This window comes from Floridaenema aerugineum BLCC-F46, assembly GCF_041929345.1.
Lineage (GTDB): Bacteria > Cyanobacteriota > Cyanobacteriia > Cyanobacteriales > Aerosakkonemataceae > Floridanema > Floridanema aerugineum.
Window position 1 is genome coordinate 58,129 of sequence record NZ_JBHFNQ010000220.1, and the last position, 22,904, is coordinate 81,032.

Here is a 22,904-nt window from a genome sequence, read left to right on the forward strand (position 1 = left end):
TTAAACTTTAATTGTCACTGGCAGTTACGGCTAAAGTCGCATCTGGTAAGGGATGAGTTACAAAAGCGTACTCCTGCACAACTTGATTGCCAATTAAATGTTCCTGAATAATTCTTTCAATCACCTCCGGGGTAGCACTGTGATACCAAACCCCATCAGGATAAACTACTAATATCGGCCCAGAACAGCAAACTCGTAAACAATTTGCCTTAGTCCGAAAAATGCAATTAGGTTGATTTATGGTTGGTTTATCTAATTGTAATTCTTTTAGACGCTTTTTTAAGTAATTCCACGCTTGTAAACCTGTTTCCTTTGAACAACACTGAGCCAAAGTTTGATCTGCACAAAGAAAAATATGCCGTTGAATTTGGTTGATGCCTAACTTTTGCACGCAAATAGCCAAAGCATCACTTTCTGACGACTCGCAAACATTACAAGTTTCATCATCTGGCCCAATTGCTGAGTTTTCCATATTTGTTATTTGTTGGCTTTAACTTATTGGCACTAATAAATCATGCCTCACCAGACAGAGTTCGGGAACCCGTACACAAAAATTTATTGTCATTGGGGCTCGTCTCGTTTTAAATTAGCACTCAGGAGATGAGAGTGCTAATCTAAAACGAGAGGGTAATGACTAATCAAGAATGTATACCTAATCGGGTAGCACTTGCTAACTCATCTCTGCTGTAAGTAAAGAGAAAAGCTCTGGAGATTGAAATTCACTATGGCTGCTGTATCATTAAGCGTTTCCACCGTTAAACCACTGGGCGAACGAGTATTTGTGAAAGTAAGCGCTGCGGAAGAAAAGACTGCAGGCGGTATATTACTTCCCGACAACGCCAAAGAAAAACCCCAAGTTGGAGAAGTTGTGCAAGTAGGCCCCGGCAAGCGCAATGAAGACGGCTCTCGCCAAGAATTAGAAGTAAAAATTGGCGACAAAGTTCTTTACTCCAAGTATGCTGGCACCGACATTAAACTCGGTACTGATGAGTACGTTTTACTCTCTGAAAAAGACATTCTTGCCATTGTTAGCTAATCGCGTCATTAGTCATTAGTCATTAGTCATTGGGAAAAAACCCACATCAACAACAAATGACAAATGACAAACATCCAAACTCTAAATTACACAATCACTGAAATCACTGAAACAGAAAAACTATGGCTAAGCGCATTATCTACAACGAAAACGCTCGTCGTGCCCTTGAAAAGGGAATGGATATTCTAGCAGAAGCAGTTGCGGTAACATTAGGCCCCAAAGGTCGCAACGTAGTGTTAGAAAAGAAATTTGGCGCACCCCAAATTGTTAACGACGGTGTAACCATTGCTAAAGAAATTGAACTGGAAGATCATGTTGAAAACACTGGCGTTGCTTTGATTCGTCAAGCAGCTTCCAAGACTAATGATGCTGCTGGCGACGGTACCACCACTGCAACAGTTTTAGCTCATGCAATGGTAAAAGAAGGGCTGCGGAACGTTGCTGCTGGTGCAAATGCGATCGCCCTAAAACGCGGTATCGACAAAGCTACCAACTTCTTGGTAGGTAAAATTAAAGAACACGCTCGTCAAGTAGAAGAAACCAAAGCTATTGCTCAAGTTGGTACCATCTCTGCTGGTAACGATGAAGAAGTCGGCAACATGATCGCCGAAGCAATGGATAAAGTTGGTAAAGAAGGCGTGATTTCCCTAGAAGAAGGTAAGTCCATGACTACCGAGTTGGAAATCACCGAAGGGATGCGCTTCGACAAAGGTTACATCTCTCCTTACTTTGTAACTGACGCAGAACGGATGGAAGCAGTTTTAGATGAACCTTTCATTCTGTTAACTGACAAAAAGATTGCTTTGGTACAAGACTTAGTACCAGTTTTAGAACAAGTTGCTCGTTCTGGTAAGCCATTAGTTATTATCGCTGAAGATATTGAAAAAGAAGCTTTGGCGACCTTGGTAGTTAACCGCCTGCGTGGTGTGTTGAACGTAGCTGCGGTGAAGGCTCCTGGATTTGGCGATCGGCGCAAAGCTATGCTAGAAGATATTGCAGTCTTAACTGGTGGTCAAGTAATCACCGAAGATGCAGGTCTGAAGCTGGAAAGCACCAAGATCGATATGCTGGGTAGAGCGCGTCGCATGACTATTACCAAAGATAATAGTACGATCGTCGCTGAAGGAAACGAAAAAGCAGTTAAAACTCGCTGCGATCAAATCCGTCGTCAAATGGAAGAAACTGAATCTTCTTATGACAAGGAAAAACTGCAAGAACGTTTGGCTAAACTAGCTGGTGGTGTTGCAGTAGTGAAAGTAGGTGCAGCTACCGAAACCGAAATGAAAGACCGCAAGCTGCGCTTAGAAGACGCGATTAACGCGACTAAAGCTGCTGTAGAAGAAGGGATTGTTCCCGGTGGTGGTACAACCTTAGCTCACTTGGCTCCTCAAGTTGAATCTTGGGCTAACAGCAACCTGACTGGTGAAGAGTTGACTGGCGCTTTAATTGTAGCTCGTGCTTTGACCGCTCCGCTGAAGAGAATTGCTGAAAATGCTGGTCAAAACGGCGCGGTAATCGCTGAAAGAGTGAAGGAAAAAGACTTCAACGTTGGTTTCGATGCAGCTAAGAACGACTTCGTTGATATGTTTGAAGCTGGTATCGTTGACCCCGCTAAAGTAACTCGTTCTGCTCTGCAAAACGCTGCTTCTATTGCTGGTATGGTGTTAACCACCGAATGTATCGTGGTTGACAAGCCTGAGCCCAAGGATAATGCTCCTGCTGGTGCTGGCGCTGGCATGGGTGGCGACTTCGATTACTAATCATATCTTGTGGGGTGGGCATCTTGCCCGCCCTTTGGGAAAAACAGCTGCTTCCTTGGTGGAGGTGGCTGTTTTTTTATTTGAACCGCAAAGGACGCAAAGAGCGCGAAGAGAAGAGGAGGAAGAGATTTTTTTGAACCACAGAGACACAGAGGACACAGAGGAAGAGAGGGAGAAGAAGGAAGTTATGATTGACTTAGACAAAAGTTAGCTTAAAAACAGGCTCAATCCCAGTCTTCAAGTGAATTTGAGGTCAATTTGTATTTTTTCTGGCTACGACTGGGTTTGAGCCTCATATACCCCCTTCAAGCTAAAACCCTTTCCCAGAAAGGAATACAGGTCAATTTCAGCCCAAAATTTGTTTAAGTCCCGTGAAGACCAGGTGGGTAAGTCTTTGTATGCCAGATACCCTTAAGAGTCCCGTCTTCTTTCTTGTAGATTACTAAGTTACCATCACTTTGAAAGATTAAAACATTAAATGTCGAATCAACATGGAGAGGTGAATCGATAAAAGTTTCCACACCGTCATGACGTATAAATTTTGTCCTCTCTGCTACACGATCAGCCCTGGTTATGGCATCATCAGATGTAGCTTGAGCCGCATTCGCAGCAGTTTGTGCTACAGAAGCTATAGAATAAGCAGTATCAGCGGTCTGTTGAGCCTTTTGAACTGCTGCATTTATACTATCAATCTGTGCTGATTTAGCCAAAAATTCAAGCCTTGCCTCTTCAAGTCTTCTAACTGTTTCTTGTGCTGCTTCTAAAGGTGTCATTGCCATTGGAAACTGACTCCATAAATCAATAAGTTGACCATACTTAATCCAATCTTGGATTAATTTCTTTTTTAAATCGGGCGCTCCTCTTGATACACAAGCTATTTTCCAAGCATTCAATTGGAGTCCACCATAAGAATCTGTTAAACGAGCTATTGTCGTGTTTTCATTCAATCCCTTTAATACCTGACATTCTCGAAAACGATATATTTCTATAGCAGTCAAGCTTGTACCTAATTTATTACCTAAATTAAGCTTTTGCCTACACTCATCAAATGGATTTGGAAAAAGCAAAATTGGATCGAGAAGACTTTTTATATCATTCCTTACATCTTCGATTGTTCCTGTAAATATTTCATCTATTTTATCAAGTAAGCGTTCCACATTAATAAAAAAATTATTTTGGAGATTATTTAGTTTATCTAAAATTGGGTCTATGAGATTTTTTCTGATTGCTTCTGGAGTAAATGAACTTGCCAACTTAATCAACTTATCTACTATGTTCTCAATTTGGTTTCTTAAATCAGAAAGGCTATTATAAGTTTGTATGATTAGTTCTCTAGCTGCTGTTTCCGAGCGTAAAATGAGTTTATCGGTTACATAAGCAAATTGATTAATATAGGTTTCTAAGTTATCCAATATAATCTTTAATTCTGCATTTAATTGAAGCCGTAAAGCACTATTTATACTGAAACCAGGAACATTAAAAATCCCACCTATTAAGGTATTAATCTTGCCCAACTCATAATCAATGCCTTCGATGGCATAGTTTATAGATTTATCTAGAAAATTACCGAAATTTCTTAGTTTTTTAAGCGATAACATATTGTGAGCTATTTCTCTATTCCCTATAGATATTCGTGAAGATGTTATTTCCGTCCGGTAAGAAGTTCGTCTAATTGCAAGGAAAATGTTGATTAGATTTACTTATGTTTAAAATAAATTTTTATTATGTATAAAAATGTCCTGAACGTCAACTAAATTAACGGATTTATGATTAACTGCTTTCAAGATATCACTCATGGAAAAGAATTCGGACGATTTTGCTAGTGTCATTCAGAAAGCTATGGATAAAGCACTTAAAGAACGCGGCAATGTCAACATTTTAATTGCTGGAAAAACAGGAGTCGGAAAGAGTACTCTGATCAATGCAGTTTTTCAACAAAAGCTTGCAACTACGGGACAGGGTAGACCTGTTACTCCAAATGTTAGAGAAATTTCTAAAGAAGGAGTCCCAGTTAGAATATTTGACACTAGGGGTTTGGAAGTTGCGAACTTTAAAGAAACTATTCAAGCTGTTGAAAAATTAATAAAAGATAGAAACAGCAACACTGATCCAAATAAGCATATTCATGTAGCTTGGATTTGTATACTAGAGGGGTCAAGTAGAGTAGAAGAAGCAGAGTCGCAACTAGCAGAAATGCTTGCTAAATACGTACCTACCATTGCTGTAATAACTCAAGCAATGTCTAACAAGGGCTTTAAGAATACTGTGCAAGAATTGCTTCCAAAAGTACGTAATGTAGTTCGTGTGCGTGCGGAGGAATTTATTTTTGAAGAAGAGGGCTATAAACTGCCCATTATGGGACTGAAAGAGCTAGTTGATTTAACTATGGAAGTCGTACCCGAAGGTCAGAAGAACGCATTTGTAGCTGCTCAACGCATCAGTTTGGATTTTAAAACAAAAAATGCACACACTATTGTGGCAGCAGCAGCGGTAACAGCTGGTGGAATTGGAGCAACTCCTGTACCTTTTACTGACGCTATTGCTATCGTACCAATTCAAGTTGGAATGTTAGCTGGTATAACTGTTGCCTGGGGACTACCTTCCGATATTACATTTTTATCAACACTTATAAGTGGCGCAATTACAGGTGCAGGAGCAACAATTGCAGGACAAATGGCGGCAAGAGCAGGAATTCAGTTATTAGGCGACCTTTTGAAGCTTATACCCGGACCTGGTAGCATAGTTGGAGGTGTAGTAAATGGTGCAACTGCTGCTGTACTTACTACAGCATTTGGTGAGGCTTATATCGCAACTCTGTATTTACTTACAAAAGATAATCCAGACAAAGAACCAACTGCTGAAGAAATTAGAAATCAATTTTTGAAGCAATTAAAGAAGGGAAATAATAAGTAAGCGCAGAACAAAGTTAAATCATAATTTAAGTTCACAAACAAACCTTATTTTTGTATTTGAGGTTTGTTTTATTATAATGTTTTATACTATTCAGGTGATTAGTGGAGTTTTAACGATGAAGAAGCCTGACTTTAATAATATGACTCGTCAAGAGTTGAGAGCTTATATTTTAAGTCATCGAGAAGATGATGATGCGATCGAAGTTTTAATTAAACGCAGAAATCCCAATAGTCCGAAATATCCCTTTCCCCAAACTGATGAAGATTTCCGAGAAATGGAACAGATACTTAAGAGAAAATTGGGAAACACTGGAGAAGCAAACTGAGTATTAAATGCGATCGCTATGATTAAAATTAAGAACGAGAGCGATCGAATATCTTAATCTGACTCATAAATTTTTTCTCTCTTAATATATTCATCTTTGATTTCTAGGTTAAAGGTAGGAAAAGGATATTTTTTTTGAGTAACAACAGAAAGAGATACTTCTACCTCATCTCCATCTTGGATATTTTCTGGTAAGGGTTGTGTCAGAATAATGCTTTGTCCTTTGATGTAACCTTTCATATTATTGATAGCTCTAAATGTCTCTATCATTGCGTGAAGATAATGCGATCGAAGCTTGAATTTCAGCAATTTACTTACTTCAATTTTTGCTTTGCTTTCTCTATTCGCCGTAACTTTTGTTCGCGAATCTGTTTTTCTAATCCCGCAATAACTTCCTCTAATTGTAAACCAAACTCTTCCAATTCCAAGCGAGTTTGACGCAAAGAATTAAGGAGACGTGCGCGTGTTTCTGGATCTGGAATTCGCGGTTGATTAGTCATGGCAGGTTCCATTCAAGTTTCACCTCTTGGATACTACGCTCCCAAGCAGGAATCCTCTGTTGGGTTTGGGTAATTCCCTGCGCTAGTAACTCTAATATATCAGCAGAGGCATTGGGTTGGGCTTCTCCAATCCGAAGTTGTAGCGCCGAGAGTTGAGAAAACCGGGATGTTGCTTGTTCTGCTACACTTTTCATCTCATCTAAGAATGGGAGAGTTTCATCTGTTTCTCCAAAAGTTTCAAAGAGAATAAATTCTGTTGCTGTAGCTTCATCAAGAATATCTATTAATTGTCGTTTCAGGTTTAATACTATTTCCGTTATTTCGCTAGGTAACTTTGCCATAATTAAATTGTTAAAGTTTATTAGCCATTTTCCTTTGCACTACATCACAACTAATTGTCTAATATGGTAACTTTAGCATATCAAGGAGTGTTGCAAGCTATGAAATTTAGTGATGTAGTCAAGGCAATCAAAGAACTTTCTATTGAAGAGAAGGAGGAAATCCAAATGCTGTTACAGCAGTATCTTTGCGAAGAACGCCGGGAAGAGATATATAACAACTTCAAAGCAGCACAACAAGAAGAACAAAATGGTGAATTAAAGTTTTCTCCCAGTATCAATGAACTGAGAAAACTGATCGAGGAGTAATGGTAAAAGTTAGTTTGAGAAACAAGGTTTTAGCAATATGGTACTCACACCCCTAAAATTAAACCTCAATTCAGTTCATTTAACTGATGAACAATTCTATCAACTTTGCCAAAATAACCGCGAGTTGAACTTTGAACGCAATGCAAAAGGAGAATTAATTATTATGCCTCCAGTTGGCGGAGAAAGTGGTAATCGTGAATCAGAACTGAATGCTGATTTGGCAATTTGGAATCGGCAAACTCGACTCGGTTACACTTTCAGTTCTTCTACTGTTTTTAAGTTACCAAATGGTGGCGATCGATCTCCTGATGCTGCTTGGATTAGTCGCGAACGTTGGGAAGCTTTGTCACCAGAACAAAGGCGGAAGTTTCCCCCCATTGCACCAGATTTTGTGATTGAATTAAGGTCAGAAACAGATAATTTGTCAGCTTTACAAGAGAAGATGTGGGAATATTTAGACGCAGGAGTAAGGTTAGGTTGGTTGATTAATCCCCAACAGCAACAGGTGGAAATTTACCGTTTAGGAGAAGCGGTAGAAGTGCGAAATTTACCAACTGAATTGTTAGGAGAAGATGTATTACCGGGATTTAGTTTGAGGTTAGATGTTTATTGAAAATTTGTAGGGGCGAAGCATTCGGGTCAAAATTTATGAGTGAAAATCTAGATTTATTGCCCGAATGCTTCGCCCCTACTGTTAACTTACCTTACTTCACTTTTAAATTTAGATCGGTTGTCTCTAATATTTTGGCTAACTCTTGTAAAAGAGTCTCCTGTTCTTGTTTGATTTCATTCAGTCTGTGCAAAATTGCATTGAATCTTTCTTTGGGATCTTCGCTGTCTAGTTTTGGTGATGAAAGTCTATTGTTTATGGTGTTTGCTGTTGATTGATAGGCTTTGGGGAGAAGCGATCGCACCAACAATACCGGAGACAACAAAACCGACATCCAACTTTTAACAATTAAATTACCTAAAGCTTGAAATAATCCCCAAATTAACACAATCGATATTAGGAAAAGTACGATCGCAAACAGCGGATGATTGAACAACCAACCTAAAACTACATGGTGATTCATCCAATCAGTAACATAACCGTTAATCCCCTTTTCTATACCTTCAGTTAAAGTATGACTTAAACCTTCGGTTTTTTGAATTGTTTCTTCTAAAGATGCTTTTGCTTGTTCTGTAACTTGCTGAATACTATCAACTGCTTGCACGGAAGATTGGGAAATTGTTTCTTTGGCTTTTTGGGCGGTTTGGGCGATCGATCCCACAGCACTTTTGCTAGTTTCATTTATGCTAGTAACCGCGTGACTTGTAGCTTGAGTTAATGAATTTTTGGCTTTCTCAGTAGCTTCGGTTACTGTACTAACAGCTTGACTGGTTTCTTGACTAAGACTATTTAAAAGTTTGCTTGTTCCTTGGATAAAAAGTTCTTTCGTTTGCTCAGTAGTTTGAGAAAGAGAATCTTTTGTTTGGTTAGTAACTGCTGTTACTGTATCAATTGTATTTCCCACCTTTTGAGCGAAATAATCTTTGCTATTTTGCAAGTCTTGAGAAAATCTTTCCAAAAGTGCTATTTTCATATTTCATACCCTGCCATTTCTCTACAAAAATCTATCTGCTAAACCTGCCTTAAATCTTGGGTAACTTCTACAGTAATTTTTTCTCCTCCCAATAACGATGCTACTTCTTGTAAAAGCTCATTCTGCTCTTTTTGAATCTCTTCTAATCTAGTCGAAATTTCCGTCAATCTTTGCTGTTTATCTATTTGCACCAGTTGAGAAGTTGCAGGAGGTAAAGCCGGAAGTTCAGTATTTTTTTTACCTGTCAATTGTTTAATGGCTAAATTGCTAACTTGCTGTATTGATTTAGTACTAACTCTCCAAGAAAAACGCAATAATTTCATAGGCGCTTGTATTAATTCTCTGGCAAGTATTGCTACCAGATAACTAAACCCTTTGAATAAATTCCAGAGTAGCGCCAATATAATCAATATTATAATTAATCCCCAAATTGGATGATTAGTTCCCCACAAAAACAAATCGAGTAGGCGAAGAACTCTGGGGTTGTTATTCAACCATTCAATTACATTATCAGAAGCGATCGCTATTAGCAAAGAGTTAAACATGGCAGCACTTAATTACGTTCCCTTACTCATTAAAAACTGAAATGTGCCAACATTTATACCGGATATTTAGGAAAGTTAGCAAAATACGGATCAAAAACTCCTTCCAGTGTATCCTCTAAAAAAGGTGATTCACCAAACTTGGCCCTAACTTGAACATGAAACTTAAAACCCTCGCGATCATTACTCTGGCTACTCCTCTGTGGTTGTTAATCCCTTTGCGGGCAGAAAGTCTAGTCCAATTCCAACAGCCTGTTCTACTAACTCAAGAAGCATCTTGGAATGAGTTTTCTTCCGAGAAAGGAAGATTTGCTATCTCCATGCCAGGAACTCCTCAAGAAGAAAGGGAAACTAATCAAGATGGTTCGATAGAATACTCTTTCTCGCTAGCTTCTGATAACGCTGCTTTCCTAATTCACTATTCTGATATTCCTAATATTGAAAAGTTGAGTAAGGAAGCTATTGCCAAATTATTGGACAGCGCACCGAATGATTTTGCTGAAGGTGCTAACGCTAAGTTAACCAAAGCAAAAGATGTTTCTTTAGATGGTTATCCAGGTAAAGAGTTTGAGTTTATAGTTAGTGAAGAGCTTAATGGTAAAGGTCGAGTTTATTTAGTCAAAGAACGGCTTTATATAGTTGTAGTGATGGCAACTCAACCTGATACACTGCAAAAGTTTCTCGATTCTTTTCGGCTAATTTAAAAAGTCACATAAAGGTAGAGAATTAAAGCATTTAAAAATAAAAATTTCTTTCTTTGGTAAGCCTTTTCACTTAACTGGGATCTTGCACCAAGAGGCGGAGCCTCCTTTCAACTCGTTCCCAGGTTCAACCAGGGAACGAGGTGAAAGGAGGTTCTACCTCCATTGCTGCAAGATCTGAGTAATGTGAAGCTGATAATAAGGGTAATAAGTAAGGAGTACTGGGATTTCTACTACCTATTACCTATTACCCATTACCAATTACCAATTACCGTAACTAGCAACTTAAGCTAACTAGCAACTTGAGTTAAAATACTTAGAGAATTAGAAAAACCAAATTCTATGAACAAATCGAGCATCGTTATACCCAGTGGCGAATTAATCGTCCAAGCAGCAGAAGAAAATAACCTACCCAGCTTGACTAACACTTCAAACAAAAGGCTAACCTTGAAAATTCAAGCCGAGGGAATGTGGTCTTATGGCGGTGAAGACGCATTCGCCAACCAAGTAGACGCTAATGGTAACGTAGCGGAAACGGGACGACATCCATATATGCGTTTTCCAGATATTACACCAGCGGCATTAGTAGCAGTAAAAAATAATCAAGCTGTGGCGAGTGGAAAAGATCAAATGATTTCACTTGACCCAGGAGAAAGCGTATTTTTTGTTAACAACGATCAACCAGGTGTCTATGGTGATAATAGTGGCAGTTTAACAATTAAATGGTCAATTGCTGCTATTAATCTCAGCAATGGTAATACTTTAAGTCAACAAGGTGGAGAGATCAATAGTGATATTGAATTACCTAGCGGCGAACTGATAGTGGAAGCAACTGAAGAACAAGACTTGCCGACATTGATGAACGAATCAGACAAAACTATCACATTGAAAATTGAAGCCCAAGGATTGTGGAACTATGGCGATACATCGATATACGCCAAAGAAGTAGATGCTAATGGTAATTGGGAAAGTAGTGGACAAGAACCAAAAATGCGCTTTTCCAACATTAAACCTGCGGCATTAGTAACAATAAAATACGACCAAGCTATAGGTAGTGGGAAAGAACAAACTATTCAACTAAAGCCAGGAGAAGTTGTCTCATTTATCAATAATGACGAACCTGGTTATTACTTTGATAATTCGGGGACTCAAACCGTTAAGTGGTCAATTGTGAGCGCATATTAATGTTTTGATATTGAGTGCGATCGCCATTTTTGGACAAATGGCGATCGCCAGTTCCTCTATAACCTCGACAATTCTCTTAAAAATTGCGCGATCGGTAGCACCATCTCCCACAATGGCTATATTTCTCTGCATCATTGCATTTATCCTATAACTCCCGAATACCAAAGTTCCGTTAATTGAGATTACAGCTATTACTATTCGATCGAAATGATCTGGACGACCTCGCCTTACTAACCGAGAGAAATGTTGTATTCCTGCTAAAAAATTGGTTTTACCAGAATTATTGTTGCCTATGAATAAAGTTATCGGATGAAGTTCTATTTTTGTTAATTTATGGGTTCTGAAATTTTTTAAAGTAATATCTTTAAACATTTTCAATTTCTCTCAATCTTGCTAAAACCAAAAAAGTATTAGGGCGGGAAATACCCACCCTAATATTTTAAGTTTAACTAGCTAACTAACAGTAGCCGAGACTTGCTGACTGAAAAAAGCCAAACGCACTCTTTCGGCAATTTGCGGTGGAGTTAAACCCAAATCAGCCATTGATTGTTCTGGTGTAGCATGATCTACCAAAATATCAGGCACACCAACCCGAATCACAGGCACCAAAACGTTATGATCTAGCAAAGCTTCTGCTACAGCTGAACCAAAACCGCCCATAATGCAACCTTCTTCCAAAGTCACCACTCGACCAATTTGTTTAGCCAAGGGCAAAATTAACTCTGTGTCCAAAGGTTTGACAAAACGAGCATTTACCACAGTTGCTTCAATGCCATGTTCGCTGAGGATTTCGGCTGCTTGCATTGCTGGGTAAACCATTGAACCGTAGCCTAAGAGCAACACATCATCGCCTTGGCGCAGCACTTCACCTTTACCAATGGGCAGAGGTTCCCAACCTTCTTCCATCAAAGGTACGCCGTAGCCGTTACCACGAGGATAACGCATGGCGATCGGACCATCCGTATACTCAATCCCCGTCACAATCATCTGCTGTAATTCTGCCTCATCTTTGGGAGCCATCAGCACCATATTCGGCAAACAACGCAGATAAGCGATATCATACATTCCTTGGTGAGTTGGGCCATCTGCACCCACAATTCCCGCCCTGTCCAAACAGAAGAACACGGGTAATTTTTGAATGCAAACATCATGAACTACTTGATCGTAGCCCCGTTGCAAGAAAGTAGAATAAATCGCCGCGACAGGGCGCATACCCTCACAAGCTAAACCAGCTGCCATAGTAACAGCGTGTTGTTCCGCAATACCCACATCAATATATTGATTGGGCAATTTAGCTTGTAACTTGTCTAACCCAGTTCCCGTTGCCATTGCTGCCGTAATCCCCACAATTTTCGGGTTGTTTTCGGCTAACTTGACTAAAGTGTGGGCAAAAACTTTCGAGTAAGCAGGCGGTTTCGGTTTGCTGGAAGGAATAGGTTTGCCAGTCGCCAAGTTAAAGGGATTTTGAGCATGATAGCCAACTTGGTCTTTTTCAGCCATCTCGTAGCCCTTGCCCTTCACAGTTGCCACATGAACCAGCACAGGCCCAGAATGTTTGTGTGCTTGCTTAAATGTGGAAATCAACTCTTCCAGGTCGTGACCATCTACTGGCCCCATGTAGGTTAAGCCCAATTCCTCGCAAACTGCACCGACTTTCGGCACAGCTAGACGTTTCATCCCTTCTTTGATTCTGTCAATCTCTGGAGAGAGAGACTCACCCACAAAAGGCAGATGCTTAAATTGTTCTTCTAAGTTATCTGTGAAAAACTGTACTGGGTCTGAGAGGCGCATTTTGTTCAAATAACGAGAAATTGCCCCCACATTGGGAGAAATGGACATCTCGTTATCATTGAGCACGATTAACAGGTTGGTTTTTGGCAAATGTCCAGCATGGTTAATTGCTTCTAGTGCCATGCCACCTGTTAACGAACCATCACCAATCACTGCTACCACTTTAAAGTTGTCGCCTTTCATATCTCGCGCCAAGGCCATCCCCAAGGCAGCTGAGATACTGGTGGAAGCGTGACCTGCGCCAAAATGGTCGAACTTACTTTCGCAGCGTTTCAGGTATCCAGCAACACCGTCTTTTTGCCGCAAGGTGTGGAAGTTGTTGTATCTTCCTGTAACCATTTTGTGCGGGTAAGCTTGGTGTCCCACATCCCAAATGACTTTATCTCGATCTAAGTCTAGGGTTTGATAAAGTCCCAGAGTCAGTTCTACTACACCCAAACCTGGCCCCAGGTGTCCTCCACTGGTGGCTACGGTTTGCAGATGCTTTTCCCGAATTTGTCGGGCAATTTGCTTCAGTTGGTGTATCGACAGACCGTGCAACTGATTTGGATGAGTGATTTCACTCAAGTGCATACTGGCCTACTCTCTCGACTATTAGATTTTATTTACATACTTCACTTTAAAGGATTTGGGGAACTCAAGAGAGTTTTGAGTTTTGAGTCAGAGAGTTTTGCGTTGTGAATGAAGAGTTTCCTCGTTTTCCCTGTAGCCAGTCCCCAGTCCCCGATCGCCAGTCCCCATGTATACTAATTGTTAAGTTTCTTGATTTTTATTAGATGAGCGAACAAATTCCGACAATCCAGTTTTTTGAAGGTATTTCTGAAGAGTTGGCTGATGTGAGTTTACGCCGCAATCGTTCTACAGGTACTAAATCTGTGCTGATGGTTTTTAAGCAGTTGAAGGCTGTGGAAAATTTTAATAGTTTTAAAAGCAGGTTTTCTAATGCGCTGCGGTTGACCGATTCGGAAGGGGAAATTACGGTTGAACCTAGTGGGGTAAAGTTTATTTTTGGTGGGCCAGAAGGTGATGATTTAGCAAGGGTAGAATGTAAGTTTGAGATCGATCGCGACGACCATTGGGAAAGATTTATCCGGTTTATGAATCGCTATGCTGAGGCTAATGGTATGGCTTACGGGGAAAATAAATAGATTTTTTGCTCAAGTCGAAATCTTGGTTTTTTTTACCACAGATATCCACAGATGCACGCAGATAAACACAGATGTACGCTTAGTTTTAAGGCTGGATACACAGATGATTGGATAGTTAAATATCGGAGGTGAGAATGATTATTGTAATTACTGGTGCTACAGGATTTGTGGGAAGTTATTTAGTAAAGAGGTTGCAAGAGTCGGGCGATCGCATTATCATCCTAACTCGCAATGCCGATCGTGCTAGTCGCGTTTTTCCCAAATCTGCTTTCCCAAATCTGGAAATTGTTAATTACAATCCTCTACAATCTGGCGATTGGCAACAGGTAATTTCTGGTTGCGATGGTGTGGTAAATTTGGCTGGGGCTGCGATCGGTGAAGGTCGTTGGACAGCAGAACGAAAACAGGAAATTCTCAATAGCAGAAAAATCGGGACGCAAAAGTTAATTGAGGCTATTGCGAAAGCGGAACAAAAACCTTCAGTTTTAGTTAATGCTTCGGCAGTTGGTTATTATGGCACTAGCGAAACTGCTACTTTTGCAGAAAATAGTCCTCCGGGTAATGATTTTCTTTCCGAAGTTTGTATTGCTTGGGAAGCAGAAGCGCAGAAGGTCAAAGATTTGGGGGTGAGATTGGCGATTTTGCGCTTGGGGGTAGTTTTGGGTATGGGTGGTGCGATCGCCAAAATGCTACCTATATTTAAATTATTCGCCGGAGGCACAATCGGTACTGGGAAACAATGGTTTTCTTGGGTAGAAGTTGATGATTTGGTTAACCTAATCGTCGCCGTTTTAAAACGTCCAGATATGCAAGGAGTTTATAATGCTACTGCTCCTAATCCTGTCAGAATGGCTGACTTTTGTCACGCTTTAGGAGATGTATTGCATCGACCTTCTTGGTTGCCTGTCCCCGCTTTTGCTTTAGAATTGCTTATGGGTGATGCAGCAATGGTAGTTTTGGAAGGTCAACAAGTTTTACCAAAACGCACTTTAGAATCGGGTTTTGTTTATAAATACCCCAATTTAAAGCCAGCTTTGGAGTCTTTTTTGAAATAAGGCAACGGGGACTGGGGTAGGGACAATTCATGAATTGCCCCTACTTAAAACTTTCTCTTTAACTCAAAACTCAAAATTCAAAACTCAACACTTTAACTGGCTTTGGAGTCTAATTTCTTCGAGATCCAGCTAGTAATGCCGCTAATAATTGCTCCCGCCATTAAAATACCAATGGCGGGAGTAAAAACTGGTTCCCAAAGTTTTTGCCAGAGATTCCAACCTAGATTAACGCCTGTTGTTTCGCCGATAACTGCGATCGCTAACCAGAAAAAACTAATCAAAACTAGGAAGAAATCGCACATCAAAGCCAAATTCAGCCAATTAAGAAATTTCTCTTTCATGACTACTCAAATTAATTACCCAACAACCATTTTTGAATCCGAATTAAACTTTGCCAATCTGGTTTTCTAGTTAAACCATCTTGGATATTATCAATAATTTCTTGGCGAATCTCTGCATCTAATGTCATTATTTGTTGTACAATTTCGATATGTTGACGGACTCCACTTTGCCCAGATTCTAACATTGCCGAGGCTAAATTTACTCTGGCTTGGGGGTCTTGGGGATTTAATTTTACTGCGGTTTTAGCAGCTTTTAAAGCGTTGTTTGGTTGATTTTCCAGTAAGTATAACCAAGCTAAACAAGTCCAAGAAGCGCTACTTTTGGGAGTGCGATCGCAAATATCCTTAAACACTGGAATTAATGCTTTTGGTTCTTCTCCAGCTTTGTAACGTTCAATAGCCGATTCAAACAGGGATTCAACAGATTGAGTCATTCGATTTTAGATTTTAGATTTTCGATTTTGGATTGACCCAGAGATATAGGTCTGGGGACTAAGGGAGGATTTTAGATTGTAGACCCAAAAGAGAGCTAAAATCTAAAATGCTCCGTTGCTTATTATTAAACAGCAAAAGATTTTCCACAACCACAGGTTTGACTGGCATTGGGGTTAGTAAATTGGAAACCGCCTCCGATCATAGAATCGCTGAAGTCAAGCATCAGACCGTAGATGTAAAGTAAACTTTTGCGATCGCACACTAACTGGAAGCCATCATAATCAAAAACATCATCATCTTCCCGAATAGTGCTAGGCTCAATAAAGTCCATTGTGTAGGACATTCCAGAGCAACCGCCTTGACGCACACCTACCCTAAGACAGAGGTCTTTACCTTGTTTGTCCCGGAGAAGTTTAAGCTGGGCGAGGGCGCTATCGGTTACTTGAAGACCTTTTTGTTGAGACTGAGTTGCTGTAGACATGGGTTTGTGCTACTCCTTAAAAATGCCAGATCGCATCGACTATATTTGCCTATCATTACATTTTATCCGGCTTGTCATAATCAGTGAGTGAATCTTGAGTTTTAGATAAATTTTATAAACATCACAGCCTTAATTTACACATGGACTGCACTTAAAATATTAAGTGCCAGTGTAAAGTCCAAACACAATCAGGGGTTTTGGGTGTAGTGTGTAGAGAAAGGGAGTCATTCTCTGTAACTTGAGCAGCTAGATTCATCTAAAACCTTAACTGCTCCTTACGTTAAGTCCCTGAGCATAAATTCTCAGACAATTATAGTTTCTCCTCTTGCTTTGTTCTATGACAACTCTTAATCGCTCTACCTATCGTCGGTTAAATAATTTAAATCAAATTCCCAGCGTATGGGAGGGCGATCGCCGACATATATCTGCTAATGTTGAGTCTGACTACGACGGACAAAAAGAATGTATTGTCTGGGTAGATGGTAGTCAGGGAGTTGTCCGGGCGATGGATGTGGTGGACTCGGAAGTAGGCCCAGAAGCCATTGTGCGGACTTTGTTGCGGGCGATGGAGTATCCCCAAGGGCCTGTAAAACCAGGTAAACCACAAAAAATTGTGGTGCGCGATCGGGAAATTCAATTTTACTTAAGAGGTATATTGCAAGATTTAGGTATTGCTATTGAATATGTGCCTAATCTACCGCTAATTGATGAACTATTTCGAGAATTTGAAGAAGATCAAAACTCTCAACCTCCAAATTTGCCTCCCCAGTACGCGACACAATTAATGGAAGTAGGTGAGGAAATTTGGCGCAATGCTCCTTGGGAAATTTTAGAAGAACATCAGATAATTGCGATCGAGATTAATAAATGGGATATTCAAACTTTATATGTCTCGATTTTAGGAATGTTAGGCAAAGAGTACGGTATTTTGTTATACCGTTCTTTGGATTCTTTGAAACAATTTCGCGCTTCAGTGTTACAACAGCAAGACAGTTCGATCGAACAACTAGAAGAATCTTTCCTCAAACAAGATTGTTTATTTATCACCTTTGAAAGAACAGAAGATTTGTTTGAAGAATACGACGAAGATCTTGATCTAGCAGATTTATCATTGTCGGAAGTCGAACCCAATTTTGGTAATATTCATCCTCTAGAAGGTTTAAGAGCTTCTTTATTTGAAGAAGAAGCCTTAACAGTTTTTGTCGCCCTCACAGCTTTAAATCGGTTTTTGCGTCAGCATCGTCGCCGACTCTCCATTGATGATATTCCAAAAATTAATAGTAACTACCGCATTACTCTACCCCAAGAATCTGAAACTAATCATCTAGTATCTGTGAAAGTGGCAACTTTGCCAGAAGTCACAGAAGAACTATGGGAAATGGCTACTTCGCATAGTTTAGATGATCTTGAAGAAGATGAGGATGAAGATGAAGATGAAGATGAAGACGAACTCTCGCCTGCATTGCGCGATGATTTAATCCCACCTGATTCTTTCGTCAGTATTGGCATGGTTCCTTGGGAAATGATAGATTATTTGCGCTCTCACTTAGATAGTATTCAATTAGCAGAAAATGTCCTCAAAACCGGAGATGGTTTCCCAGTAATTTTAATCCAAACTTCTCGCCCAAAAGCAATAACATTGATTGAAGAAATTGAAGCAGCAGGCGGTTTAGAGACTATATTCTTTAATCCAGGTGAAGATCCCTTGGAAGACGATGTTTATGATTTAGGCATTTTGCAAACAAAAAATGGGGAAATGTACCTGTTTGGCGAGTTTAGCCAAGATGATCCTACACATAAAGAAGCGCGGAAAAAGTGGGATTCTCGCGTCAAGAAAACTAAAGGTAATTGTGGTTTGTTAGTTGCTAGAGGCTTAAAGGGTGCTTCTAAGGGCAATCCAAAATTACCAGATATGATGGCTTTGTTTTCAGCTAAATTCATCTCCCACGAAGACGCAGGTTTAGGAACTCTGCAACGAATAATTCAATTAGATTGGGAATGATTCTCCCAGAAAGGTACAAAGATCCCCGACAACTTCTCCTTTCGTCGGGGATCTGATGCAACTAAAGTCCTCATCTTATTGAAATCTTTAAATATTGTGAAAATAGTCTCATGTTAATATTTCAGTATTCGTTTTGTGCGATCGCCTAAAAAACTGTATGTTAGGCTACTAAATCCTTTTAGTCCTAATTCATAATTTTAATGTTAAGATTTATTAAGTAGATAACTAATGTTAAATTTACATTGTGAGAGTAACATAGTCAAGGTTTAGTTAACTCCTTAGTTATCCAAGTTAAAGACCAGAAGAAGTTTTAAAGATATGATGCCACAACTAGAACATCAGGATGCCAATATACCCAATGGTAGACAAATCCAATCTCTAGCTAAACAATGGGCTAAAAAGTACGTCCAGAACCTGGGAGAGCATACAGATAGGCTAGATGAAGAAAAAGAATTATCTGCTCAAAATAAGCGTATATTAATAGCAGAGAAACTACGCTACGCCCTGCGGAACACTAGCTTACAAGCGTGGCATAAAACAGAATATTTGATTGGTCAAGAAATTCAAAGACATCGGATAAATCCTAATTTAATAGATCCTTGGCAAATTTCCGAAGATGTTTTTACAGTTTCTGAAAAAACTTTAGAAATATATGCTCAAATGCTGTCACCGCAGCAGTTATCGAGAATAATCAGTCCATATTTGGGAGCAATTCGCAAGAAATACACTGCTACCGATCCCAGAGTAATAGGTTTTGTAAGTATGCAGTTTCATTATACGGGGATAATGCTCATAGACGACCTTTCCTTGCGAAACAAAAATGAATTATTAAATTATTTAAAAGTGATTGACGATCATTTGTATATGCCATTACAAAGAGCTTATGATGCGGCAGCTAATCAAGATTACAACTCGCAAACTCTGGCAGTTGTGCAACAACTTTTACCAGCAAGTACAGAAATTGCTAGAAATATTTGTGAACGAGTTATTGAGTTATACCCAAACTACTCAACTTATTCAGGTAATCTGAAAAATCCTGTAGTAAAAACTGCTAGCATCCGCGATGTGGAGATGTTTCAAGTATACTTGTGGGTATGTGTTCTCGAAAATAGTATTGCTGCAATTCAGCAAGAGTTGTTTCCTTTATGTGTAATGGTTTATCCCACATTAAAAGTCCGCTGGGAATTAGTCAGACAAATGATTAATTTGTTAGGGAAGGAAATAGGTAATCGTTTAGGGAGAAAAGAACAACAGTTATTTGTACCTTATTTTCAAGCTTTGCGAGAGATGTTTTCCCCGGAAGTATTCCCGGAAAGCATAACAGATGAATTAAAGCATCAGAGAAAAGTAGGTAGTAGCTTAATTATTTAGGCATTTATCTAATCTTGCCTGCCAGTATGGGAAAAATAACAGTCTGATATTAAAATATGTGAAGAAACTGAGCAGGGAAGACGGAATGCGAGTTGCAATTGTTGGTGCAGGATTAGCGGGAATGGCAACAGCGATCGATCTAGTCGATGCTGGATGCGAAGTAGAAATCTTTGAATCTCGTCCCTTTGTCGGGGGTAAGGCTGGTAGCTGGGTAGACGCAGAAGGCAACCATATTGAGATGGGTTTGCACGTCTTCTTCGGTTGCTACTATAATTTATTCGAGTTAATGCGGAAGGTGGGAGCAGGAGAAAACTTACTCCTGAAGGAACACACGCATACTTTTATTAATCCTGGTGGCGTGACTGGTGCGTTAGATTTTCGGTTTATTACTGGTGCGCCTTTTAATGGATTGAAGGCATTTTTTACGACTTCGCAACTTTCGTTACAGGATAAAGTACAAAATGCGATCGCACTAGGTACAAGTCCTCTAGTTCGCGGTTTAATCGACTTCGAGGGAGCGATGAAAACAATCCGCGACCTTGATAGAATTAGCTTTGCAGATTGGTTTAGAAGTCACGGCGGATCGAATGGTAGTTTAAAAAGAATGTGGAATCCGATCGCTTATGCGTTAGGATTCATTGATACGGAAAATATATCCGCCCGTTGTATGCTGACAATTTTCCAGTTTTTCGCCGCAAAAACGGAAGCTTCCGTATTAAGAATGTTGTCAGGTTCACCTAATGAATACCTACACAAACCAATTGTTAACTATATAGAAGAACGAGGCGGAAAAATTTATACTCGTCGCCGTACCAGAGAAATTTTGTTTGCAGAAGAAGAGGGAAAAACCAAAGTTACAGGGTTAGTAGTTGCGAACGGGGAAACGGAAGAAACTATTACCGCTGATGCTTATCTTTGTGCTTGTGATGTTCCTGGAATTCAAAGATTGTTACCGCAAGAGTGGCGCAAATGGCAAGAGTTCGATAATATTTATAAGTTAGAAGCTGTACCTGTGGCGACAGTACAATTGCGCTTTGATGGATGGGTGACAGAATTACAGGATAACCCAGCGAGTAAAAAATTCGATCGCGTAGCGTTGCGTCAGCAGTATCGCGCTTCTGGGATCGATAATTTACTTTATACCGCAGATGCAGATTTTTCCTGTTTTGCCGATTTAGCATTAACTAGTCCAGAGGATTATTATCGAGAAGGACAGGGATCTTTAATGCAATTAGTGTTAACTCCGGGCGATCCTTTTATTAAAGAGAGTAATGAAGCGATCGCAAATCACGTCCTCAAACAAGTACAGGACCTTTTCCCCTCTTCCCGCAAATTGAACATGACCTGGTATAGTGTAGTGAAACTCGCCCAATCTCTCTATCGAGAAGCACCAGGAATGGATCTCTATCGTCCAAATCAAAAAACACCGATTCCCAACTTTTTCTTAGCAGGTAGTTACACCCAACAAGACTACATTGATAGTATGGAAGGTGCAACTATTTCGGGAAGACAAGCGGCAAAGGTAATTTTAGACCTGAAAAAATAGATGATAATTCAAGTTGCTGGTTATGAGCTTAAACGTTTTTGATCCCCCCTAACCCCCCTTAATAAGGGGGGAACCGGATTCAAACACCCCCTTAATAAGGGGGGAACCGGATTCAAACACACCTTATTAAGGGAGTAACCGGATTCAAAGTCCCCCTTATTAAGGGGGATAATGGGGGATCAAACCGATAATATTTGTAACCAGCAACTTGCGTTAATAGATGATGGTAATTTTAATTGTCAGTGAGAATTGGCAATTAAAATTACCAACTACCAACTACCCATTACCAATTACCAATTATTAAAATGACAGACTGGTTAGAACATAGTGTACAAGTAGAAGTAGCAGTTCCGCTCGAATTTTCCTGGGGATTGTGGTCAGATTTGGAACAAATGCCTCGCTGGATGAAATGGATTGAATCGGTTCATGTTTTGGAAGAAAACCCTGATTTATCGCGGTGGAAACTCGCCACTGGTGGTTTAGAATTTACTTGGTTGTCGCGGATTTTAAAAATAGTTCCCCATCAAATTATTCAATGGGAATCTGTGGATGGTTTACCGAATAGAGGTGCGGTGAGATTTTACGATCGACACGGTAGCAGCATTGTTAAATTAACAGTAGCTTATGGGATTCCTGGGTGGTTGGGTAAATTAATGGATAATCTGTTTTTAGGTAGAGTTGTCGAGTCAACAATTCAAGCAGATTTAGAAAGATTTAAGGAATATGCACTAGCAGCTTATGGTAAGTCTTAACTGAGAAGCAGGTGGGTAGGAGATTAGTTATTTTTATCACAGGGTTGTGGGCAAAAAATAGATGTATTTGCCAGAATAGGGAGCATAATTTTATCCTAAACTGTCATGAGTAACTATTCTGACAATAGCTCACAGCATAATCACGATTCCCTATTTGATAATTTAATGCAGTTTTCATACAGTAAGCTATCCTCAAGCAAGGTGATTGAGCCAAAATCTGCTCTAGCTTTTGGTTTGACTCTTCAGTTAAATCCGAGGAGTTTTTTAGCAAAAGAAATCGAGTGCCTTTAGCTTTGATTCCCACTATTTGTCTTAACTTATTCAATCGTTGATTAACTAATTTCATCACATGAAACCTGTCAATAACCACAGCCGCATAAAGTCTGACAAAAATCTTAAACGTACCTGACTGGTAAAAACCCGAAGTACACATTTTTGGTTAGCTTAATGGTTTTTGTCCTTTCGTTCAATTTCGCTACACCTACTAGGTCTCATACGGCTTTGGATGAAAAGTTCGATCGTTTGGTCTCTGTGTTGGAGAGCTTTGTTCAGGTGCAGCTTCAGCAATCATCAAAGGCGATGAGCGGGCCAGAGCCGCGACTATCGCCGGGACTTCAGGGGGTGACAACAGAGCCAAAAGTCATGAATACCCTGACGGGGTGACAACTATGGCTAAAAGGTAGACCGGATAAGCATCTCGGCTCTTCGACCTCGCTGATAATAAGGTCGTTTATGTGGACTTAATGACATTAATTGAGCAGTTTGTTCATTCAATAAAGTCAAAGATTCCA

General features: G+C 39.9%; 28 protein-coding genes. 15 read left to right on the forward strand and 13 right to left on the reverse strand.

The features are described from left to right. Positions 1-7: 7 nt before the first annotated feature. Entirely contained in the window at positions 8-472 is a 465-nt protein-coding gene (locus tag ACE1CC_RS31300; RefSeq protein WP_413274346.1) for a (2Fe-2S) ferredoxin domain-containing protein, read from the reverse strand. A gap of 252 nt (positions 473-724) precedes the next feature. Here ACE1CC_RS31300 and groES point away from each other — a divergent pair, with 252 nt between their 5' ends. The 3 genes from groES (at position 725) to ACE1CC_RS31315 (ending at position 3,007) form a co-directional block, all read left to right on the forward strand. Beyond that, on the forward strand, positions 725-1,036 hold the full coding sequence (gene groES / locus ACE1CC_RS31305; RefSeq protein ID WP_413274347.1) for a co-chaperone GroES: 312 nt from the start codon (positions 725-727) through the stop codon (positions 1,034-1,036). 122 nt (positions 1,037-1,158) lie between these two features. Further along, a complete protein-coding gene (groL, locus tag ACE1CC_RS31310) occupies positions 1,159-2,796 on the forward strand; it encodes a chaperonin GroEL (RefSeq protein ID WP_413274348.1) in 1,638 nt (545 codons plus the stop codon). After that, complete coding sequence (locus tag ACE1CC_RS31315; protein ID WP_413274349.1) at positions 2,777-3,007, forward strand: hypothetical protein; 231 nt, start codon at positions 2,777-2,779, stop codon at positions 3,005-3,007. The genes groL and ACE1CC_RS31315 overlap by 20 nt, the downstream gene beginning before the upstream one ends. A 151-nt stretch (positions 3,008-3,158) precedes the next feature. Here ACE1CC_RS31315 and ACE1CC_RS31320 read toward each other — a convergent pair whose 3' ends face one another. Next, on the reverse strand, positions 3,159-4,394 hold the full coding sequence (locus ACE1CC_RS31320) for an alanine-zipper protein (protein ID WP_413274350.1): 1,236 nt from the start codon (positions 4,392-4,394) through the stop codon (positions 3,159-3,161). Between the two features lie 196 nt (positions 4,395-4,590). Here ACE1CC_RS31320 and ACE1CC_RS31325 point away from each other — a divergent pair, with 196 nt between their 5' ends. Beyond that, the gene (locus ACE1CC_RS31325; protein WP_413274351.1) at positions 4,591-5,709 is read left to right on the forward strand and encodes a YcjF family protein; all 1,119 of its coding nucleotides are present in this window, start codon (positions 4,591-4,593) and stop codon (positions 5,707-5,709) included. Positions 5,710-5,824: 115 nt separating this feature from the next. Next, a complete protein-coding gene (locus ACE1CC_RS31330; protein ID WP_413274352.1) occupies positions 5,825-6,034 on the forward strand; it encodes a DUF6887 family protein in 210 nt (69 codons plus the stop codon). 53 nt (positions 6,035-6,087) lie between these two features. Here the strand turns inward: ACE1CC_RS31330 and ACE1CC_RS31335 are convergent, their stop codons facing one another. From ACE1CC_RS31335 to ACE1CC_RS31345, 3 genes are read right to left on the reverse strand one after another with little or no spacing between them, the layout of a single operon-like run. Then, positions 6,088-6,303 carry a 3-isopropylmalate dehydratase small subunit gene (locus ACE1CC_RS31335; protein ID WP_413274353.1) on the reverse strand — a complete coding sequence of 72 codons (216 nt, stop codon included), beginning with the start codon at positions 6,301-6,303 and terminating at the stop codon, positions 6,088-6,090. Between the two features lie 44 nt (positions 6,304-6,347). After that, a complete protein-coding gene (locus tag ACE1CC_RS31340) occupies positions 6,348-6,533 on the reverse strand; it encodes a hypothetical protein (protein ID WP_413274354.1) in 186 nt (61 codons plus the stop codon). After that, complete coding sequence (locus tag ACE1CC_RS31345; protein ID WP_413274355.1) at positions 6,530-6,874, reverse strand: hypothetical protein; 345 nt, start codon at positions 6,872-6,874, stop codon at positions 6,530-6,532. Before ACE1CC_RS31345 ends, ACE1CC_RS31340 begins: the two co-directional genes overlap by 4 nt. 99 nt (positions 6,875-6,973) lie before the next feature. Here ACE1CC_RS31345 and ACE1CC_RS31350 point away from each other — a divergent pair, with 99 nt between their 5' ends. Together ACE1CC_RS31350 and ACE1CC_RS31355 are read left to right on the forward strand one after the other, a co-directional pair. Next, positions 6,974-7,180 (forward strand): hypothetical protein, encoded by a 207-nt coding sequence (locus tag ACE1CC_RS31350; RefSeq protein WP_413274375.1) that lies wholly within the window; start codon positions 6,974-6,976, stop codon positions 7,178-7,180. A gap of 37 nt (positions 7,181-7,217) precedes the next feature. Further along, positions 7,218-7,793, forward strand: coding sequence for a Uma2 family endonuclease (locus ACE1CC_RS31355; RefSeq protein ID WP_413274356.1), 576 nt, complete (start codon positions 7,218-7,220; stop codon positions 7,791-7,793). 91 nt (positions 7,794-7,884) lie between these two features. Here ACE1CC_RS31355 and ACE1CC_RS31360 read toward each other — a convergent pair whose 3' ends face one another. After that, positions 7,885-8,763 (reverse strand): hypothetical protein, encoded by an 879-nt coding sequence (locus tag ACE1CC_RS31360; RefSeq protein ID WP_413274357.1) that lies wholly within the window; start codon positions 8,761-8,763, stop codon positions 7,885-7,887. A gap of 38 nt (positions 8,764-8,801) precedes the next feature. Next, positions 8,802-9,308 carry a hypothetical protein gene (locus ACE1CC_RS31365; RefSeq protein ID WP_413274358.1) on the reverse strand — a complete coding sequence of 169 codons (507 nt, stop codon included), beginning with the start codon at positions 9,306-9,308 and terminating at the stop codon, positions 8,802-8,804. Between the two features lie 155 nt (positions 9,309-9,463). Here ACE1CC_RS31365 and ACE1CC_RS31370 point away from each other — a divergent pair, with 155 nt between their 5' ends. Both ACE1CC_RS31370 and ACE1CC_RS31375 read left to right on the forward strand, forming a co-directional pair. Then, a complete protein-coding gene (locus ACE1CC_RS31370) occupies positions 9,464-10,009 on the forward strand; it encodes a hypothetical protein (protein WP_413274359.1) in 546 nt (181 codons plus the stop codon). 339 nt (positions 10,010-10,348) lie between these two features. Then, on the forward strand, positions 10,349-11,191 hold the full coding sequence (locus ACE1CC_RS31375; RefSeq protein ID WP_413274360.1) for a LecA/PA-IL family lectin: 843 nt from the start codon (positions 10,349-10,351) through the stop codon (positions 11,189-11,191). Here the strand turns inward: ACE1CC_RS31375 and ACE1CC_RS31380 are convergent. Next, positions 11,171-11,563 (reverse strand): AAA family ATPase, encoded by a 393-nt coding sequence (locus tag ACE1CC_RS31380; RefSeq protein WP_413274361.1) that lies wholly within the window; start codon positions 11,561-11,563, stop codon positions 11,171-11,173. The two genes, ACE1CC_RS31375 and ACE1CC_RS31380, sit on opposite strands and share 21 nt — an antisense overlap. 81 nt (positions 11,564-11,644) lie before the next feature. Continuing rightward, complete coding sequence (gene dxs / locus ACE1CC_RS31385; protein ID WP_413274362.1) at positions 11,645-13,555, reverse strand: 1-deoxy-D-xylulose-5-phosphate synthase; 1,911 nt, start codon at positions 13,553-13,555, stop codon at positions 11,645-11,647. A 203-nt stretch (positions 13,556-13,758) separates the two neighbouring features. On the opposite strand from dxs, the gene psb28 reads away from it, so the two are divergent. After that, positions 13,759-14,130 (forward strand): photosystem II reaction center protein Psb28, encoded by a 372-nt coding sequence (psb28, locus tag ACE1CC_RS31390; RefSeq protein WP_413274363.1) that lies wholly within the window; start codon positions 13,759-13,761, stop codon positions 14,128-14,130. 134 nt (positions 14,131-14,264) lie between these two features. Further along, entirely contained in the window at positions 14,265-15,185 is a 921-nt protein-coding gene (gene thyD, locus ACE1CC_RS31395) for a thylakoid membrane protein ThyD (RefSeq protein ID WP_413274364.1), read from the forward strand. Between the two features lie 92 nt (positions 15,186-15,277). Here the strand turns inward: thyD and ACE1CC_RS31400 are convergent, their stop codons facing one another. The 3 genes from ACE1CC_RS31400 to ACE1CC_RS31410 all read right to left on the reverse strand — a co-directional run bounded on the left by ACE1CC_RS31400 (position 15,278) and on the right by ACE1CC_RS31410 (position 16,442). Continuing rightward, entirely contained in the window at positions 15,278-15,526 is a 249-nt protein-coding gene (locus ACE1CC_RS31400) for a hypothetical protein (protein ID WP_413274365.1), read from the reverse strand. Positions 15,527-15,537: 11 nt separating this feature from the next. Beyond that, complete coding sequence (locus ACE1CC_RS31405; protein WP_413274366.1) at positions 15,538-15,960, reverse strand: tetratricopeptide repeat protein; 423 nt, start codon at positions 15,958-15,960, stop codon at positions 15,538-15,540. A gap of 125 nt (positions 15,961-16,085) precedes the next feature. Continuing rightward, positions 16,086-16,442: a HesB/IscA family protein gene (locus tag ACE1CC_RS31410; RefSeq protein ID WP_413274367.1), complete on the reverse strand. Its 357-nt coding sequence runs from the start codon at positions 16,440-16,442 to the stop codon at positions 16,086-16,088. Between the two features lie 337 nt (positions 16,443-16,779). Between ACE1CC_RS31410 and ACE1CC_RS31415 the strand changes: the two genes are divergently transcribed. From ACE1CC_RS31415 to ACE1CC_RS31430, 4 genes are all read left to right on the forward strand, one after another. Continuing rightward, positions 16,780-18,444, forward strand: coding sequence for a DUF6930 domain-containing protein (locus tag ACE1CC_RS31415; protein WP_413274368.1), 1,665 nt, complete (start codon positions 16,780-16,782; stop codon positions 18,442-18,444). Between the two features lie 318 nt (positions 18,445-18,762). Beyond that, on the forward strand, positions 18,763-19,815 hold the full coding sequence (locus tag ACE1CC_RS31420; RefSeq protein WP_413274369.1) for a hypothetical protein: 1,053 nt from the start codon (positions 18,763-18,765) through the stop codon (positions 19,813-19,815). A gap of 85 nt (positions 19,816-19,900) precedes the next feature. Beyond that, on the forward strand, positions 19,901-21,361 hold the full coding sequence (gene zds, locus ACE1CC_RS31425) for a 9,9'-di-cis-zeta-carotene desaturase (protein WP_413274370.1): 1,461 nt from the start codon (positions 19,901-19,903) through the stop codon (positions 21,359-21,361). Positions 21,362-21,666: 305 nt separating this feature from the next. Then, positions 21,667-22,113 carry an SRPBCC family protein gene (locus ACE1CC_RS31430; protein ID WP_413274371.1) on the forward strand — a complete coding sequence of 149 codons (447 nt, stop codon included), beginning with the start codon at positions 21,667-21,669 and terminating at the stop codon, positions 22,111-22,113. A 103-nt stretch (positions 22,114-22,216) separates the two neighbouring features. On the opposite strand, the gene ACE1CC_RS31435 is transcribed toward ACE1CC_RS31430, so the two are convergent. Continuing rightward, on the reverse strand, positions 22,217-22,546 hold the full coding sequence (locus ACE1CC_RS31435) for a transposase (RefSeq protein ID WP_413274372.1): 330 nt from the start codon (positions 22,544-22,546) through the stop codon (positions 22,217-22,219). Positions 22,547-22,904 lie beyond the last annotated feature (358 nt).